The following is a 17,789-nucleotide window of genomic DNA, read 5'->3' on the forward strand; positions in this document are numbered from 1 at the left end:
TCGAATTCCGGCCAGCGTGGTTTAACGGGGCGCCTAAGATCAAAAGCAGATCAAGATCAAGAGCGGCTCGCTTCGCATCGTGGTTACCGTTGAGCTAACAGAGTTATGTAGATACCTATGCTGCGATAGGGCCTTGAGCCTCACTACAAGGCTCAAGGCTCCAACCCAATCCCGCGCAAAATCACACCGGTCACGGCCTGAATGGCCTGCTCGAACTGCCTGTCCGACAACGGCTGGTGATCATTCAGAATCTTCACCTGGTGGTCGAAGTCGGCATAGTGCTGGGTCGAGGCCCAGATCATGTACAGCAGGCTCGAGGGCTCCACCGGCAGGATGCGTTTGTCTTGCACCCATTGGCGAATCTTCGCTTCCTTCATCTTGGCCCAGTCGTACAGGCTTTCATCCAGGGCCTCGCCGAGTGTGGGCGCGCCGTGGATGATTTCATTGGCCCAGACCTTGGAGCCATACGGGCGCGTGCGCGAGCGCTGCATCTTGGCGCGGATGTAGCTGCTGAGCACCACCCGAGGGTCGTCGAAGGTTTCAAAGCTCAGGGCGTCCTGCTTCCACAACTCCAGCAGGTCGAACAGCACCGCGCTGTACAGCTCGCTTTTGGTGGTGAAGTAGTAATGCAGGTTGGAGCGCGGCAGTTGCGCTTCTTCGGCGATGTCGGCCATGGCGGTGCTGCCATAGCCCTTGTTGGCGAAGACCTTCTCCGCCGCCAGCAGGATTTTCTCGACGTTGACCCGACGTATTCCGATCTTGTGATTGCCCATAAGGGCTCCCTGACAACAACACGGCCTAAAGACTACCACCGGCTCTAGATCGGGGCGACAGGCCAAGCCGAAACTTCGTACACTGCCGGCTCCTATCCTCTGATCGGTATTGAACAATGTTGCTCAAGAAGTCCCTGACCGCTGCTGTCCTGTTCACTGCCCTGCTGGGCGCCTCGACGGCGTTTGCCCACGCCCACCTCAAGAGCGCGGAACCTGCGGCTGACAGCAAAGTCGCCGCACCCAAAGACCTGCGCCTGACCTTCAGCGAAGGCGTCGAAGCCACCTTCACCAAGGTCTCCCTGAGCAAGGACGGCACCGAAATCGCAATCAAGGGCCTGGAAACTCCGGACGCCGACAAGAAGACCCTGGTGGTCACGCCTGCCGCTGCGCTGGCAAACGGCACCTATAAAGTCGAATGGCATGCGGTGTCCGTCGACACTCACAAAAGCGAAGGCACTTACAGCTTCAAGGTCGGCCAATAACCCATGGCAACCCTGCTGGTGCTGTGCCGCTTCCTGCACTTTTGCGTCGTGTTGCTAATGTTCGGGGCTTGGGTATTCAGGCCCTGGCTGCTCGGCGCTCATGTGCAGCCGACACTGGACCGGCAATTGCTGCGCATCACCCGTGGCCTGGCCGGCTTGGGGCTGTTCACCGGGGTTGTGTGGCTGCTGTTGATCACCGCCAGCATGGCCGGCAGTTGGGACTCGGCGCTGCAACCGGCCACGGTGCAGTTGGTGCTGGGCAAGACCTTTTTTGGCCAGGTATGGGCCTGGCATCTGCTGCTGAATCTGCTGCTGGTGACCGTGCTGATCAAGCCCTGGCCGGCCTTGCGCTTACCGCTGCTCGCCCTGCTGCTGGCGACCCTGGCCCCCGTAGGCCATGGCGCCATGCTCGACGGGCTGAGTGGGCAGTTGCTGATTCTCAACCAGGTGGTGCACCTGCTGTGCGTTGGGGCCTGGCTCGGTGGGTTGCTGGTGTTGGTGCTGATCCTCCGGCAGGCACAAGACCACCACCTGGAGCCGATTCTGCGGCGCTTCAGCGGTGTGGGATATGGCCTGGTCGGCGGCCTGCTGGTAACCGGTCTGATCAACGTGCGCGTGCTCACCGGGCAACTGTGGCCCACGCCACTGTTCGAGGGCTTCGCCTTGATCCTGCTGATCAAGGTGGGGCTGGTGCTGGGCATGCTGGGGTTGGCGCTGTTGAACCGGTTGCGTATCAAGCGCTGCGAACAACGCCTGGGCAGTTTGAGAGCCAGTGTGATGATGGAGTGGCTGTTGGGCATTGCAGCAGTGGCTGCGGTTTCCCTGCTTGGCACCCTGCCGCCGATGGTCATGGCTGGCTGAAACCTGCGTTGCAATGCAATCCATGTAGGAGCGAGCTTGCTCGCGAAAAACTCACAGGCGCCGCGTTCACTCAGGAAGCACGCGTTATCGTTGACGTTTTTCGCGAGCAAGCTCGCTCCTACAGGGGGCGACCGTGCCGCTGCGTTGAATCGTTTCACCCAAGTCATCGTATAACTTCTGCTTGACACGCCCTCAAAACCTCGCAAATATCGCGCCCAATGTTGTACGACGACGTATAACAAATAATAAAAACAACAAAACAAAGGGAGCCTCACTGTGAGTCAATCCGCCCGTCATTCCTGCACGCGCCTGGGCCTTCTCGGCCTCGGCAGCCTGGCCGTCACCCTGCCGCTGGGTGCCAACGCCGAAGGCTTTATCGACGACGCCAAGGCCACGCTCAACCTGCGTAATGCCTACTTCAATCGCAACTTCACCAACCCGACCAACCCCCAGGGCAAGGCCGAAGAGTGGACGCAGAATTTTATCCTTGATGCCAAGTCCGGCTTTACCCAGGGCACGGTCGGTTTCGGGATTGACGTGCTGGGCCTGTATTCGCAAAAGCTTGATGGCGGCAAAGGCACCGCCGGCACCCAACTGTTGCCGGTGCATGACGATGGCCGCCCCGCCGACAATTTCGGGCGTCTGGGTGTCGCGCTGAAAACCAGGCTGTCGAAGACCGAGTTGAAGGTTGGCGAATGGATGCCGGTGCTGCCGATCTTGCGTTCCGATGATGGCCGCTCCCTGCCCCAGACCTTTCGTGGCGGCCAGGTCACCTCCAATGAAATCGCCGGCCTGACGCTCTACGGTGGCCAGTTTCGCGGCAACAGCCCACGCAACGACGCGAGCATGGAAGACATGTTCATGAACGGCAAAGCCGCGTTCACTTCGGACCGTTTCAACTTCGGCGGCGGCGAATACACTTTCAACGACAAACGTACCCAGGTCGGCCTGTGGTACGCCGAACTGACTGATATCTACCAACAGCAGTACCTCAACCTCACTCACAGCCAGCCGGTGGGCGACTGGACCCTGGGCGCCAACCTCGGGTTCTTCAACGGCAAGGAAGACGGCAGCGCCCTGGCCGGCGACCTGGATAACAAGACCCTGTTCGCCCTGCTCTCGGCCAGATACAACGGCCATACCTTCTATGTTGGCCTGCAAAAACTCAGCGGCGACAGCGCCTGGATGCGCATCAACGGCACCAGCGGCGGCACTCTGGCCAACGACAGCTACAACGCCAGCTACGACAACGCCAAGGAAAAGTCCTGGCAGGTGCGCCACGACTTCAACTTTGTGGTGCTCGGCGTTCCTGGGCTCACCCTGATGAACCGCTATATCAGCGGCAGCAATGTACACACCGGGGCGATCACCGACGGCAAGGAGTGGGGGCGTGAGTCGGAGTTGGCCTACACGGTGCAGAGCGGTGCGCTGAAGAACCTCAATGTGAAGTGGCGCAACTCGACCATGCGTCGGGATTTCAGCAATAACGAGTTCGATGAGAACCGGATTTTTATCAGCTATCCGATTTCGTTGTTGTAGTTCCAAAGGCAAATCCGATCTCTAAGGTGCCACCTATCCATGTGGGAGCTGGCTTGCCTGCGATAGCGGTGGGTCAGTTACCACATCCTTTTCAGACTCACCGCTATCGCAGGCAAGCCAGCTCCCACCTTTGATCTCATGTGCCTGGAAGGACGTTGACAACACCAGTAATCCCTAACACTATTTCCCTATAGTCATACGACAACCTACAACAAAAATCTGGAAGGCCCATGACCACCACCACACCCGCTCCCTTCAACCGCCTGTTGCTCACCGGTGCCGCCGGCGGCCTGGGCAAAGTCCTGCGTGAACGCATGCGTCCTTATGCCCAGGTGCTGCGCCTTTCGGATATCGCTGAAATGGCCCCCGCCACCGACGCTCGCGAAGAGGTACAAACCTGCGACCTGGCCGACAAACACGCCGTGCATCAGTTGGTAGAGGGCGTCGACGCCATCCTGCACTTTGGCGGCGTTTCGGTGGAGCGCTCGTTCGAAGAGGTACTGGGCGCGAACATCAGTGGCATTTTCCATATCTACGAAGCCGCCCGCCGCCACGGGGTCAAGCGGGTGATCTTCGCCAGTTCCAATCACGTGATTGGTTTCTACAAACAGGGCGAGCAACTCGACGCCCATTCCCCGCGCCGCCCGGACAGTTACTACGGCCTGTCCAAGTCCTACGGCGAAGACATGGCCAGTTTCTACTTCGACCGTTATGGCATCGAGACCGTGAGCATCCGTATCGGCTCCTCGTTCCCGCAACCGCAGAACCGCAGGATGATGCACACCTGGCTGAGTTTCGACGACCTGACCCAACTGCTCGAACGCGCGCTGTACACGCCCAACGTCGGCCATACCGTGGTGTACGGCATGTCGGCCAACCTCGACACCTGGTGGGACAACCGCTACGCCGCGCACCTGGGCTTTACCCCCAAGGACAGCTCCGAAGTGTTCCGCGCCCAGGTCGAAGCCCAACCGCCCGTGGCCGCCGATGACCCGGCCAAGGTCTACCAGGGCGGTGCGTTCTGCGCTGCGGGGCCGTTCGGTGACTGAGTGCCCAGCAACCCAAGGGAATGACCATGACTGCTGAACTGATTGTCGATGCCCGCAATGCCGTGGGCGAATGCCCGGTGTGGGTAGCGGAAGAAAATGCCCTGTATTGGGTGGATATCCCCAACGGTGGCTTGCAACGCTGGAGCGCCGCCACCGGCCATCTGGCAGCGTGGAAAGCCCCAGAGATGCTCGCCTGTATTGCGCGCACCCAGGCAGGCAATTGGGTCGCCGGCATGCAAACCGGCTTCTTCCAACTCACGCCCCACAACGACGGCAGCCTCGACACCGTGCCGCTGGCCAGCATCGAGCATTCGCGCAAGGACATGCGTTTGAACGATGGCCGCTGCGATCGCCAGGGCCGTTTCTGGGCCGGCAGCATGGTGCTGGACATGGGCTTGAACGCCGCCGAGGGCGTCCTTTATCGCTATGGGTCCGGGGCTGCGCCCCACGCGCTACTGGAGGGGTTCATCACCCTCAACGGCCTGGCCTTCAGCCCCGATGGTCGCACGATGTACGCTTCCGATTCGCACCCGAAGGTGCAAAAGGTCTGGGCGTTCGACTACAACATCGAGACCGGCACGCCGTCCAATCGCCGCCTGTTCATTGATATGAACGACTTCCCCGGACGTCCCGACGGTGCAGCCGTGGACGCCGAGGGCGGTTACTGGATCTGCGCCAACGACGCCGGGTTGGTTCACCGTTTCACCCCGGACGGTCGCCTGGATCGCTCCCTGAGCGTGCCCGTGAAAAAACCCACCATGTGCGCCTTCGGTGGCAGCCGCCTGGACACTCTGTACGTCACCTCCATCCGCGACGACCCGAGTGAACAGTCGCTGTCTGGTGGCGTGTTCGCCCTCAACCCCGGCGTCCAAGGACTGCCCGAACCCCGCTTCATCGTTTAATCGCTGTGCCTTGAATACAACAATAACAAGACAGGAGTGACTTCCATGGACTTCAAACGCACCTTGCTCGCCGCTGCAATCTTCACCCTCAGCAGCGCAGCCCACGCGCTGGAAATCAAGTTCGCCGACATCCACCCCGCTGGATACCCCACCGTGGTCGCCGAAGAAAACATGGGCAAGGCCCTGACCAAGGCGAGCAACGGCGAGCTGACCTTCAAGTACTTCCCCGGCGGTGTGCTGGGCTCCGAGAAGGAGGTGGTCGAACAGGCCCAGGTCGGCGCCGTGCAAATGACCCGCGTCAGCCTCGGCATCGTCGGCCCGGTGGTGCCGGACGTGAACGTGTTCAACCTGCCGTTCGTATTCCGCGACCAGGCGCATATGCGCAAGGTCATCGATGGCGAGATCGGCGACGAGATCCTCGCCAAGATCACCAACTCCGAGTTCGGCCTGGTGGCCCTGGCCTGGATGGATGGCGGCACGCGCAATCTCTATACCAAGAAACCGGTGCGCAAGATCGAAGACCTCAAGGGCATGAAGATCCGCGTGCAAGGCAACCCGATTTTCATCGAAGCCTTCAACGCCATGGGCGCCAACGGCATTGCCATGGACACCGGCGAGATCTTCAGCGCCCTGCAGACCGGGGTCATCGACGGCGCGGAAAACAACCCGCCGACCTTGCTGGAACACAACCACTTCCAGAACGCCAAGTACTACACCCTCACCGAACACCTGATCCTGCCTGAACCCATCGTGATGTCGAAAATCACCTGGAACAAGCTCGACCCCGCCCAGCAGGACATGGTCAAGGCCGCCGCCAAGGCCGCCCAGGCTGATGAGCGCGTGCTCTGGGACGCCAAGTCCGCCAGCAGTGAAGAGAAACTCAAGCAGGTCGGCGTGGAGTTCATCACCGTCGACAAAAAGCCCTTCTATGAGGCCACTGCTGCGGTGCGTGCCAAGTACGGTGCGCCGTATGCGGACATGATCAAGCGCATCGACGCGGTTCAATAACCTCCCCTGCCCCTGCATAAGGCCCGGCGCGGTCGGCATCGACGCGCCCGGTCACGGTGAACGCCATGAAGACTTTACTGCTGCGCTTCAATGACCGCCTTTACATGACCTGCATCTGGGTCGCCGGCCTTTCCGTCCTGGGGGTCGCCTTGATCATTCCCTGGGGTATCTTCACCCGCTACGCCCTCGGCACCGGTTCCAGCTGGCCGGAGCCCACCGCCATCCTGCTAATGCTGGTGTTCACCTTTATCGGCGCCGCTGCCAGTTATCGTGCCGGTGCGCACATGTCGGTGGCGATGATCACTGACCGCTTGCCGCCTGTCCAACGCCGCCTCGTCGGCATCCTCTCGCAACTGCTGATGGGCACCATCTGCGTGTTCATGACGATTTGGGGCACCAAGCTGTGCCTGTCCACCTGGAACCAATTCATGAGCGCCATCCCCACCCTCCGCGTGGGCATTACCTACATGCCGATCCCGATTGGCGGCGTGCTGACCCTGGTATTCGTGGTCGAAAAGCTGCTGCTCGGTGACCAGAGCAACCGCAAGGTGGTGCGTTTCGACCTGGTTGAAGAAAACGAAGGGGCCGCCTGATATGGACGCATTGATTCTGTTGGGCAGCTTTGTTGCATTGATTCTGATCGGCATGCCGGTGGCCTATGCATTGGGGCTGTCGGCGCTGATTGGCGCGTGGTGGATCGACATCCCGTTCCAGGCCCTGATGATTCAGATTGCCGGTGGGGTGAACAAGTTTTCGCTGATGGCGATTCCGTTCTTCGTGCTGGCCGGGGCGATCATGGCCGAGGGCGGTATGTCGCGGCGCCTGGTGGCCTTTGCCGGGGTGCTGGTGGGCTTTGTGCGTGGCGGGTTGTCCCTGGTCAATATCATGGCTTCGACGTTTTTTGGCGCGATTTCCGGCTCATCCGTGGCCGATACCGCCTCGGTCGGCTCGGTGCTGATTCCGGAAATGGAACGGCGGGGTTATCCGCGCGAATTCGCCACCGCAGTGACCGTCAGCGGTTCGGTGCAGGCGCTGCTGACGCCGCCCAGCCATAACTCGGTGCTGTACTCCCTGGCGGCAGGCGGCACCGTCTCCATCGCCTCGCTGTTCATGGCCGGTGTGGTGCCGGGCCTGTTAATGAGCGCGTGCCTGATGGTGCTCTGCCTGATCTTCGCGAAAAAGCGCGACTACCCCAAAGGCGAAGTCATCCCCTTGAAGCAGGCGCTGAAGATCGCCGCCGACGCGCTCTGGGGCTTGATGGCCATGGTGATCATCCTCGGCGGCATCCTTTCGGGCATCTTCACCGCCACCGAGTCGGCGGCGATTGCGGTGTTGTGGGCATTCTTCGTGACCATGTTCATCTACCGCGACTACAAATGGCGCGAGCTGCCCAAGCTGATGCATCGCACGGTGCGCACCATTTCCATCGTGATGATCCTGATCGCTTTCGCCGCCAGCTTCGGCTACATCATGACCCTGATGCAGATCCCGGCGAAGATCACCACGCTGTTCCTGACCCTGTCGGACAACCGCTACGTGATCCTGATGTGCATCAACGTCATGCTGTTGTTGCTCGGCACGGTGATGGACATGGCGCCGCTGATTCTAATCCTCACGCCTATCCTGATGCCGGTGATCCTGGGCATCGGCGTCGACCCGGTCCACTTCGGCATGATCATGCTGGTGAACCTCGGCATCGGTCTGATTACACCGCCGGTGGGCGCAGTGCTGTTCGTCGGCGCGGCGGTGGGCAAGACCAGTATCGAGAAAACCGTAAAGGCCCTGCTGCCGTTTTATGCGGTGTTGTTCTTGGTGCTGATTGCGGTGACCTACGTTCCGGCGTTGTCGCTGTGGTTGCCCCACTTGGTGCTGTAAAGGCGAACCAATGTGGGAGCTGGCTTGCCTGCGATAGCGATCTGTCAGTCAACGCATTCGTGACTGATACACCGCTATCGCAGGCAAGCCAGCTCCCACAGTTGAATCCTCAGTGTTTGTTTTGACTTCACTAGGCAGGTCAATCGTGATTGAGCTTACAGATCAATTCACCCATCTGGTGCTCGCCCCCGCCATCGGCGGCAGCCTCGTCAACTGGACGGTACGCGCCAGCGGGCAACCGCTGTTGCGGCACAGCGACGAGCACGCGATCAATACCGGGCTGCCGGGCAAGCTGGGCTGCTATCCATTAGCGCCCTGGTCCAACCGCATCGCCCACGGCGGCTTCGACAACCCCGGTGGCTGGCTGGCACTGGCACCCAATAGCCTCACTGACCCTTTTCCGATTCACGGTTCGGCCTGGCAGCAGGCATGGGAGGTGACAAGCCAGTCAGAACATGAAGTGGCGTTGGAGTTGCGCTGCGAAACGCCCTTCGCCTATCACGCCCGCCAGCGGTTTCGCTTGAACAACGGTGAGTTGAATATCCAATTGTGTGTGACTCACCTGGCCGCGCAACCAGCGTGGCATGGGTTGGGTTTGCATCCGTACTTGCCGCGCCGGCCGGGTACGCGGCTACAGGCCAGGGCTGGGCAGGTGTGGAAGAGTGATGCAGCCAAGCTGCCCACCGCGTTGGCACCGGTTCCCGAGGCCTGGGATTTCCGGCAACTCAAAGGATTGCCAGAGGGGCTGGTGGACAACGGCTTTTGCGGCTGGGATGGGCACTGCGTGATCGAACAACCGGAGCTTGGCTACCGCCTCGAATGCCAGGCCAGCGGCGCCGATTACTTCCTGCTGTACTGCCCGCCGGGGTTGGAATTTTTCTGCATCGAGCCGGTGAGTCATCCGGTGAATGCCCATCACCTGGCGGGCAAGCCTGGCCTGAAATTGCTGGAACAAGGCCAGTCAACCCACCTCAATCTGAACCTGAAATACATGCCAAATGTCAGGGCGGTGAATTCTTAAGGCGCCCGGCAGTATCGATACTCACCACCACCGACAACCCCGGCCGCAAGCGCTCACTCTCGGCCTGGTCCGGGTCCACGGTGATGCGCACCGGCACCCGCTGGGCGATCTTGACGAAGTTGCCGGTGGCGTTGTCCGCCTGCAACAGGCTGAACTCGGAACCAGTGGCCGGGGAAATATGCTGCACCGTGCCATGGAATTTGCGGTGGTTCAGCGCATCCACGGTGAACGTCACCGGCTGCCCGACCTGCACATTGTCCATCTGGGTTTCTTTCATATTGGCAATCACCCACAACTGCTTGGGCACCAGGGCCATCAGTTGCGCGCCGGAATTGACGTAGGCGCCCAGGCGCACGCCGATCTGCCCGAGCTGACCATCCCGTGGCGCCGTGATGCGGGTATTGGACAGGTCGATGCGCGCCAGTTCCACCGCCGCCTCGGCGCTCGCGACAGCTGCCTCCAGGGAGCCGCGGTTGACGATCACCGTCTGCAGATCCTGGCGCGCGATTTCCAGGCTGGCCTGGGCCTGGGCCACGGCAGCGATGGTCTGTGCGTTGGCGGCACGGGTCACGTCCAGTTCGCGTTTGGAGACCGAACCGTCACTGATCAACTCTTCATTGCGGCGCAAATCCGCAGTGCTCTTGCGTGCCTGGGCCTGGCTGTCGACCAATGCGGCCTGGCGCAGCTTGATGGTCGCTTCGGCGCTGTTGCGTTGCTGCACCACGTTGGCCAACGAGGCCTTCTGCACCGCCAGTTGCGCCAGGGCCTGGTCGAGGCGTTGCTTGTAGATACGGTCATCCAGGCGCACCAGCAAGTCGCCGGTCTTGACGTACTGGAAGTCCTGCACCGGCACTTCGAACACATAGCCGCTGAGCTGCGGGCCGATAATCGTCACCTGCCCACGCACCAAAGCGTTCTCGGTGGTTTCCACCGCGCTGCTGAACGGCGGCAGTTGCCAGGCGTACAGCACGATCAGCACACCGATGATGGCGATGGCGGCAAAGCCCAGGGACGAGATGATGCGCACGCGCAAGGGCCGCAATTGGGTAGGCACTGCGCCCGGGGGCGTGCTGCCTTCCGGCGTGGCGGCGATGGCGGTCGTGGTGGTGGTTGAAGGTTCAGTCATGAAGTTGCGCCGCTGGGTTGAACAGGAGGAATTGCCTTGGTGGTGCTCATCAACCACAGACTGCGGGTGAAGATCCACAGCATGGTCAGGATCGCGATAATCGCGATCAGCATGAAGACATCGTTGTAAGCCATGACGTTCGCCTCGCGGGTGGCCGCCGTGGCCAGGCTGCGGATGCCCATGAGGTTGCGCAGTTCCGGGTCAGCGACGATCTTGCCATAGGCCGCCCCACCACTCTGCACCCGCGCCGCCACAAGCGGGTCGATCAGGGTCAGGTGCTCGACGATCATGCTCGAATGGTACTTCTCGCGCACGATCTGGAAAGTGCCCAGCAACGCCGCACCGATCAGGCCGCCGAGGTTCTGGCAGATCCCGAACATCACCGAGAAGCTCACCAGGTTGCGCGGGTTGGTCAGTACGTTTTTGGTGCCCAGCACCATGGTCGGCCCCAGGAAGAACGTACCGCCGAAGCCTAGCAGGAACTGGCTGATATAGAGGTTCTGCGGGCGGGTCAGGTTGCTGGAAAAACTGTCCATCACCGAACCGGTCGCCATCAGCGCCAGGGAAATGATCAGCGGCATCAGCAAATGCGCCGGGTTGATCGTCAGCGCGCTGACCACCAGCCCGGCAATCGCCCCGGCCAGCATCACCACGTACAGGGTGTGCATCTGCTGGTAGCTCATATTCAACATCTGCATGAACCCCACCGCACCGGTGGATTGCTCGGACAGCACCATGCGAATCAGCACTACCGCCAACGCCAGGCGGATCATCACGCCGCTGCCCAGCCAGCGCGTCATCAGCATCGGGTTGCTGCGGTTATGCTCGATAGCCAGCCCCGCCATGATCAGCACCAGGGAACAGGCGGAGGCCACGCCGATCCACGGCGCTTCCAGCCACCAGTCGATGCGCCCCAGGGACAGCACCGCACAGAGCAACGCCACGCCGCTGGCGAGGATGGCAAAGGTGAGAAAATCGAGCTTTTCAAAGGTCTTGAAGCGATCGCCCGGCGGCAGCTTGAGCAGGAACACGCAGCCCAGGCAGATCAGCGCCAGGCCCAGTTCGAACAAATACAGCCCGCGCCATTCAGCGATTTGCAGCAAGTCTTCGGAGAACAGCCGCGCCAGCGGTAACGCCAACTGCGCGGTGCCCAGCCCCAGTACCAAAGCTTTCAACCGCCACTTGGCCGGGAATGCCTGGATCATGTAGTACAAGCCCAACGAACTCAGCGCCGCACCCACCATGCCATGGGCGGCCCGTACCGCAATCGCCGAACTGAGGTCATTGACGAACAAGTGGCCGAAGGTCACCAGCGCATAGAGCACCAGGAACACCTCGGTAAACGCGCGCAGGCCGAACTGTTGGCGAAACTTCACCAGCAGCAGGTTCATGCACACGTTGGTCATTACATAGGCGGCGGGCAGCCAGGCCATTTCCGCGGTGGTCGCGCCCAGGGCGCCTTGCAGGTATTGCAGGTTGGCGATGACCAGGGCGTTACCCAGGCCGCCGGTGATTGCCACCAGCACGCCGACCAGCGCGAAAAGCCAGCGCTTACGCGTAGGATGCAGCGGCGTCGACGGCGAGCCAGGCAGGCTCGGCCGCTCGTGGGGTTGCCAGGTGTGGGGGGTGTATTTATCCATTCGGTGACCTTGGTAAGCCGGGGTGCAAGGCCGGTGAATCCGTTACACAGAGGAACAGTAACCTGAGAGGCGTTCATGTTGCCATCTTGAGGACGCAATTGATCGTCAATGGGGCACAGTCAAATGGGGTCCACTGCCTGGGATCATTTGTCTTGCCCCTTCGTTCGGGCTACATGCCCAGCGCTTGAACTCAGCGATCAGGGTCCGGCTTGATCGCTATATCAGGCACCGGCTTATAGAACGGTCCATAGTCCAGCAGTAGCTCCTCGCCTCTCTTGATGTCCTTGAGCGCCACATAGAACGTCAGGTTTTTCCCGACCGCGATGGACACGACATTGTTGGACATCCACGCAGGCCCCTCGCCCAGTTGCGAGGTATTGATCAGGCTCAGGGTGTTGCCAGTGTGCAGGCCGCTCACCGTCCGGGTACCCGAGCGCGTACCGAACAGGTAAGTCATTACAGCCCGCGAACCTTGCTTGCGCTGCTCCTCGAACAGTGACGCTTCGTCTGCATGGTATTTGCCTGCATAAGGGCCAAGCACTTCAAATTGGGGGATATCGCGCCGCGCCCATACCGAAGCGCCGCGAGCCGGCCCCCCATCGTCCAACGGCGTGACCACCTCCAGGGCATCGTCAAATCGGGTCTGATGCTGGCCTTCGGTGCGCAGCCAGTCTTTGATCGACGCCTTGATCTGTGCTGAAACCCTCGCCTTAGTCGGGCTATCAAGCCCATCGAGCACGCCATTCCAGTGGGATATGCGGATGTCATCGATCGGGCCTTCGAGTGATTGGGTCAAGCTGATTCTGGGGTTCACCGGGTCCTGCAGAATCGGCAGCGTGTTGTCGATCTGATGACGAGGCAATGTCGGGAAATCGCTGGGTTCAACCTTGATCACCACGGGCGGAACTGTCGCAGCGGGGGCTGGGGCCTCCAGGCCTTGCGTTGTGCCGGCGCCGACCTTTGATGGTGGCGGGTCCAAGGGCTCTGATGCGGGGCGTTTTCGTGGACTATCTGTAATCGATTGCTCAGGAACGGGGCGCGGCCCGGTGCCTTGCTGTAACCGTCTGAAACGTTGCGAGGCGATCGCTGTAAACGAGCCGTCCGCTCTCACGTACTTACTCCAAAGGTCTGGACTAAGCCTGTGCTGTTGCACAAACTGCGCCTGCGTGACGGAGTTGTCTGCGCTCTCGGCAAGCGCTTGCCACTGGCGCAAAAGGTCACCGGTAATCCTGCGATAGCCGCCATCGGTTACATTCTTCATCAGGGCTTCGCCGGCCGCCGACAGGCCACCATCAGGACGGACATACGCTCTGAACGAATGCACACTCAGGTTATGCTGAACGGCGAACCCCTCCATGGTCATGGTCTCACGCGCCTGCTGAGTCAGCTTTTGCCACCTATCGATATGCGTTTCGGTCACCCTGCCCGCCACCATGTTGGCAGAGCGGTCGCGCACCGTCACACCGGCAGGGCTCAGTTTGCCGTCAGGCTGCACGTAATACTCAAAGGTTCTCGGGGATAGATGTTTCTGGCGAGCAAAGCCCCTGCGTGTAAGGCTTTGTTGCTGCGCGGGCGGCAACGCCTCCCACTCGCGCAAATGCCCAGCCGTGATCAACTCCATGCGCGCCCTCGGAACATGGGTGATCGGGCCCAGTGCGGCGCGCTCAAGGCGTTCGCTGGCGGTCGTTTTCAAGGAACCATCAGCGTTGACCCAGTCTCTCCAAGTGCCTGGATGGAGCCCGTTCTCGCTTGTGAACTGCGCTTGCGTGATCGCATTATTCGGGTCCTCGAAATAGGCTTTCCACTGGCGAAGGTGATCGTCGGTAATCTTGTTAGGGGCAATACCGACCACCCTGTCCATCAGTTCTCTACCGACCGGCCCCAATGTACCGTCTCGCCGCACATGGGTTTTGAATGAGCCTGGATTAACGTGATAAAGCTCGGCAAACCCCTCGAGCGTCATTTCGTCACGCTCCGTCTGTGGCATGTCTTGCCAATCACGGATATGGGTTTCAGTCACGGTATAAAATGGCGTATTGGGTGCACGGTCGCGCACCGCCACGCCGATAGCGGTCAACTGACCATCTGGTTTTACATAGCGATTGAACACTTTCGGGTGCAGATGTTGCTGCCGGGCGAAGCCTGCGGGGGTAAGGCTTTGCTGCTGCTCCAATGATAACGCCTGCCAAGCGCGCAAATGATCGGCCATGGGGGTCTGGGCCTGAACAGCGGACGCCCGTGCGGCGCTTTGCAGTGCGCGCTCCAGACGCTGCGCGCCCGCCCCCTTCAACGAGCCATCCGCGTTGACGTACTGCGCCCAGCTACGTTGGCTGAGCCCGTGCTGGCTCACGAACTGCGCTGACGTCAATGAGTTGCCTGGTTGCCTGAAAAGCTCATCCCACTGGCGTAAATGATCATCGGTAATCTGGTTACTTTTGGTGGGAACAGAGGAGTTGATCAGCGTTTCCCCGCGGGTCATCAGGGTACCGTCCTTGCGCGCATACGTTTTGAAAGTACCCGGCCGAAGGTTATGAAGAACAGCAAACCCTTCCTGGGTCATTTCGTCACGCTGCGCCTGGGTCATGTTTTTCCACTCACGCACATGCGTTTCGGTCACCTTTGCGGTGAATGCGTTGGCAGGGCGATCACGCACGAGCACGCCGCTATCGGTTAACTGACCGTCTAGCTTTACGAAAAACTCAAAGGTTTTCTGTGTGAGTTTATTCTGCTTGGCAAAGCCCTTTCGGGTCAGCCTAATCTGCTCCTGCGGCGACAATGCCTCCCAGGCCTTCAAGAGCTCAGCAGTGATCTGCCCGCCGCCGGGTGCACCCAGGCGTTGCCATTCGTCGCCTTGTACATGCTGGACCAACAACTCGGTTTGCCGGTTGTTGTGATAAACCCGGGCCTGCACGACGCCCTCTTCCGTGCGAGACACCTGGCGCACCTCATACACCGCTGTGTCACCGTTGCTGTCGGTATGGCGTATGTGCGAGGAGTGCCCATCGGCTGCCACATATACGCCCTGGCTGTTGCGTGTGAGCCCTGCGATTTTGGATTCAGGCACTTTGAAGTGCCCGAACAGCTCATGGCTCAACTCACTTGGCCCATCGAAGCTCGCAGTGTCCACCTCACCGTCGACAGCCTGGGTTGCGGCCTTGAACTCATCGAGCGGGCCGCCATAAGGCCGCATCGCGTCGGCATCGAATGCATACCACTTGCCACCCTTGAGCACCGCGGCCCCTTCCACCGTCTGGCCTGCCACCTTCACGGTGCCCGTTGCGGCGGCTTCGTACTGTTTGCTGATCGCCTTCAACACGTCATAACTGCCGGTGGCGCCCCTGAGCTTGTTGACGGCCTTGACGCCTTTGGACAAGACATAGAGACCAGCGCTACCCACCAACCTGGGCAAATCGCCCACCCCGCCGACGGGGTTGAGTACGTCAATGGCCGCCACGCCGATGACCTTGACCGCCCGCAATGCCTTGGCCCCGGCAGACAACGCAGAACGGCCGACCTTGAGCAACTTTCCTGCGGTGGCGGTGCCGGCGGTAAGAAAACCGAATACATCCAGCAAGAGGTCAAAAGCACCCGCGCCATACTGCCCGTTCTGAAAATTGACAATGGCGGACCTGAACGGGATCAGGTTCAACAAAAACTCGCTCAACTGTGCGTTCGCCTTGTCCAAGGCGGTTTGCCCACGGGCCTGCTGTTTGATAGCGGGATCGTCGAGGTCCAAGTGTTCGACAAACGCCGTGGCAAGCCCATGGGATCGAGCGCTGGTAAAGCTATCCCAAGGCGCGTTATTCAGCGGTCGCCCACGTCCCAGATCATCGGTTTTATGGCTGGGCGTGAATAGTTTGGTCGTCGAAACCTTGTTGCCATCCCTGTCTTCCTTAACCTTTGTATTGTAAAGGCTCGTCTTTTCAATCGTGCCTTTATTGAAGTCGATGACGTAGGCGTGCGACGTGCCTTGCAGCTCGGTTTTGACCAGCAGCCCTGGTTCATTTTGAGCATACGTATTATTGAAATGCCCATCCATGACGTATGAGCCTTTCTGGAAAAAACTGACTTTTCCAAACTCGAAATGCTTGCGATCCTGTAAGGGCAGTTGCGAGATCATGTGCCTGACCGTTGTATTGACGGCGGCCTTTTTTTCCTCCATTGCACGGCTGAACTGCCGTTCGAATTCTGCCGGCACGCCAAATTGTCGATTGGCGTTCAAACCCGTTAGTACCCTTTGCAGGTCGTTGCCCTTGAGCGAGCTGCTGGGTTCGTGCGCCTTGAAAGGCCGGGACTCCAGCCAGTCGTCCATGGCGACATCCAAGAGCGAAATCCCTCCCCCTTCAATCTTTACGTAGTGCTGATCAACAGCAAATACTTTTTCTTCGAAAAACGCGCCAAGGTCGCCAAATCGCTCCTTGAGCTTGGTCAGGGCGATCTCTTTTCGCGTGGGCAATGCCTTATCCAGTGCGTGGGAGGCAGTGAGCCGGGTGTCCAGCTGCGCGTTGAATGCGGCCCTTGCCGATTCAAGTTGCGCGGGTGGATAGTCGCCGTTCTGTCTTTTTGTGAGAACGCCACTGGCCACGGCCCAGTCCAGCAATGCCACCGTCTCTGCCGCTTGGGTAACTCCTGGGTCAACCCGCCGTGCTTCTTGCGCCTCGCTCATGACCTGGGCAAACGTCATGCCGGGGACTTTGCCCGGCGTCTGCGCCTCAATCGTCATCGCAGCAATCGCCAGGCTGGCCCATGCCTGGCTGCCGACTTTCACCGTCGCAGGAATGTCTTTGATCAGAAATTGCGGCGCCGACTTAGCCAGCAACAGGTACGCGCCGACACTTGCCAGTGCAGCGCTGGTTTTGCCAGTACGACTCAAATGTTCGGCCAAGCCAGCCACCACCGTGGATGCGTGGTGTCCCCCATGCGTGTCACCGCCCAGATCAAACCCGGCGACGCTGTTGCAATCGGGTGCGGTGATCGACTCAGGGTCCATCTGCAATGCGATAGCGGCCAGTAGGTAATCGCTCGCGCTGCTTTCGCTGTCAATGCCCTGCATTGTTTGCTGCAGCGCGTTGCCCATCCGTTGCCCTTGCGGGGAATTGACCAGCGCTTCGAGTATTTTGGCCGGGTCGCTCCCCACTTCTGCCGGCAGCGGCTGGCGATACCGCAGGAACTCCAGTACGCCACCCTTGGTTTGTATCACCAGCGGCTGGTCGCCCAGAGGGTGTGCGTAATTCATCGTCGCAAGGCGCAAGCGCCGCTGCTCATCTGCACTCAAGGGATTTGGCCAGGATAATGCCCCGCCCAAATGGCCCAGTGAGAAGACAGGACTGTTGGGTAATGGCAAATTCTGGCTGGGACGCTGGGGCGTCAACGACGGTTCAAGGTCATCGGCCACAAGCGGTGGCCGTTTTTCAACTGCTGCCAAGGGAAGCGAAAAATGCGTATGTGCTGCGGTAATTGTCATAAAGCGCCTGTGCATAGTCGAAGAATCATCCAGGCAAAAGCGCGTTTCG

13 protein-coding genes are annotated in these 17,789 nt (G+C 60.1%); 9 read left to right on the forward strand and 4 right to left on the reverse strand.

What is annotated here, in order from left to right; genetic code table 11:
• Nucleotides 1–152: 152 nt before the first annotated feature.
• Nucleotides 153–773: a TetR/AcrR family transcriptional regulator gene (locus JJD66_RS24790; protein ID WP_200649270.1), complete on the reverse strand. Its 621-nt coding sequence runs from the start codon at nucleotides 771–773 to the stop codon at nucleotides 153–155.
• A 116-nt stretch (nucleotides 774–889) separates the two neighbouring features.
• On the opposite strand from JJD66_RS24790, the gene copC reads away from it, so the two are divergent.
• The 9 genes from copC to JJD66_RS24835 all read left to right on the forward strand — a co-directional run bounded on the left by copC (nucleotide 890) and on the right by JJD66_RS24835 (nucleotide 9,510).
• Nucleotides 890–1,255 (forward strand): copper homeostasis periplasmic binding protein CopC, encoded by a 366-nt coding sequence (gene copC, locus JJD66_RS24795; RefSeq protein WP_034127959.1) that lies wholly within the window; start codon nucleotides 890–892, stop codon nucleotides 1,253–1,255.
• 3 nt (nucleotides 1,256–1,258) lie between these two features.
• Nucleotides 1,259–2,116 carry a copper homeostasis membrane protein CopD gene (copD, locus tag JJD66_RS24800; protein WP_105227229.1) on the forward strand — a complete coding sequence of 286 codons (858 nt, stop codon included), beginning with the start codon at nucleotides 1,259–1,261 and terminating at the stop codon, nucleotides 2,114–2,116.
• A gap of 276 nt (nucleotides 2,117–2,392) precedes the next feature.
• Complete coding sequence (locus tag JJD66_RS24805; protein ID WP_200649271.1) at nucleotides 2,393–3,655, forward strand: OprD family porin; 1,263 nt, start codon at nucleotides 2,393–2,395, stop codon at nucleotides 3,653–3,655.
• A 230-nt stretch (nucleotides 3,656–3,885) separates the two neighbouring features.
• A complete protein-coding gene (locus JJD66_RS24810) occupies nucleotides 3,886–4,704 on the forward strand; it encodes an NAD-dependent epimerase/dehydratase family protein (protein ID WP_200649272.1) in 819 nt (272 codons plus the stop codon).
• Nucleotides 4,705–4,730: 26 nt separating this feature from the next.
• Nucleotides 4,731–5,606, forward strand: coding sequence for an SMP-30/gluconolactonase/LRE family protein (locus tag JJD66_RS24815; protein WP_200649273.1), 876 nt, complete (start codon nucleotides 4,731–4,733; stop codon nucleotides 5,604–5,606).
• A 45-nt stretch (nucleotides 5,607–5,651) separates the two neighbouring features.
• A complete protein-coding gene (locus JJD66_RS24820; protein ID WP_200649274.1) occupies nucleotides 5,652–6,614 on the forward strand; it encodes a TRAP transporter substrate-binding protein in 963 nt (320 codons plus the stop codon).
• 65 nt (nucleotides 6,615–6,679) lie between these two features.
• Nucleotides 6,680–7,207 carry a TRAP transporter small permease gene (locus JJD66_RS24825; protein WP_054898249.1) on the forward strand — a complete coding sequence of 176 codons (528 nt, stop codon included), beginning with the start codon at nucleotides 6,680–6,682 and terminating at the stop codon, nucleotides 7,205–7,207.
• A gap of 1 nt (nucleotide 7,208) precedes the next feature.
• Nucleotides 7,209–8,489: a TRAP transporter large permease gene (locus tag JJD66_RS24830; protein ID WP_105227233.1), complete on the forward strand. Its 1,281-nt coding sequence runs from the start codon at nucleotides 7,209–7,211 to the stop codon at nucleotides 8,487–8,489.
• A gap of 145 nt (nucleotides 8,490–8,634) precedes the next feature.
• Entirely contained in the window at nucleotides 8,635–9,510 is an 876-nt protein-coding gene (locus JJD66_RS24835) for an aldose 1-epimerase (protein ID WP_200649275.1), read from the forward strand.
• Here JJD66_RS24835 and JJD66_RS24840 read toward each other — a convergent pair.
• From JJD66_RS24840 to JJD66_RS24850, 3 genes are all read right to left on the reverse strand, one after another.
• Entirely contained in the window at nucleotides 9,491–10,636 is a 1,146-nt protein-coding gene (locus JJD66_RS24840; RefSeq protein ID WP_003192298.1) for an HlyD family secretion protein, read from the reverse strand. The two genes, JJD66_RS24835 and JJD66_RS24840, sit on opposite strands and share 20 nt — an antisense overlap.
• Nucleotides 10,633–12,276 (reverse strand): MFS transporter, encoded by a 1,644-nt coding sequence (locus JJD66_RS24845; protein ID WP_034127966.1) that lies wholly within the window; start codon nucleotides 12,274–12,276, stop codon nucleotides 10,633–10,635. The genes JJD66_RS24840 and JJD66_RS24845 overlap by 4 nt, the downstream gene beginning before the upstream one ends.
• 190 nt (nucleotides 12,277–12,466) lie before the next feature.
• Nucleotides 12,467–17,740 carry an SET domain-containing protein-lysine N-methyltransferase gene (locus JJD66_RS24850; RefSeq protein WP_200649276.1) on the reverse strand — a complete coding sequence of 1,758 codons (5,274 nt, stop codon included), beginning with the start codon at nucleotides 17,738–17,740 and terminating at the stop codon, nucleotides 12,467–12,469.
• Nucleotides 17,741–17,789: the final 49 nt, after the last annotated feature.

The organism is Pseudomonas sp. MF6751, assembly GCF_016613265.1.
Lineage (GTDB): Bacteria > Pseudomonadota > Gammaproteobacteria > Pseudomonadales > Pseudomonadaceae > Aquipseudomonas > Aquipseudomonas fluorescens_BV.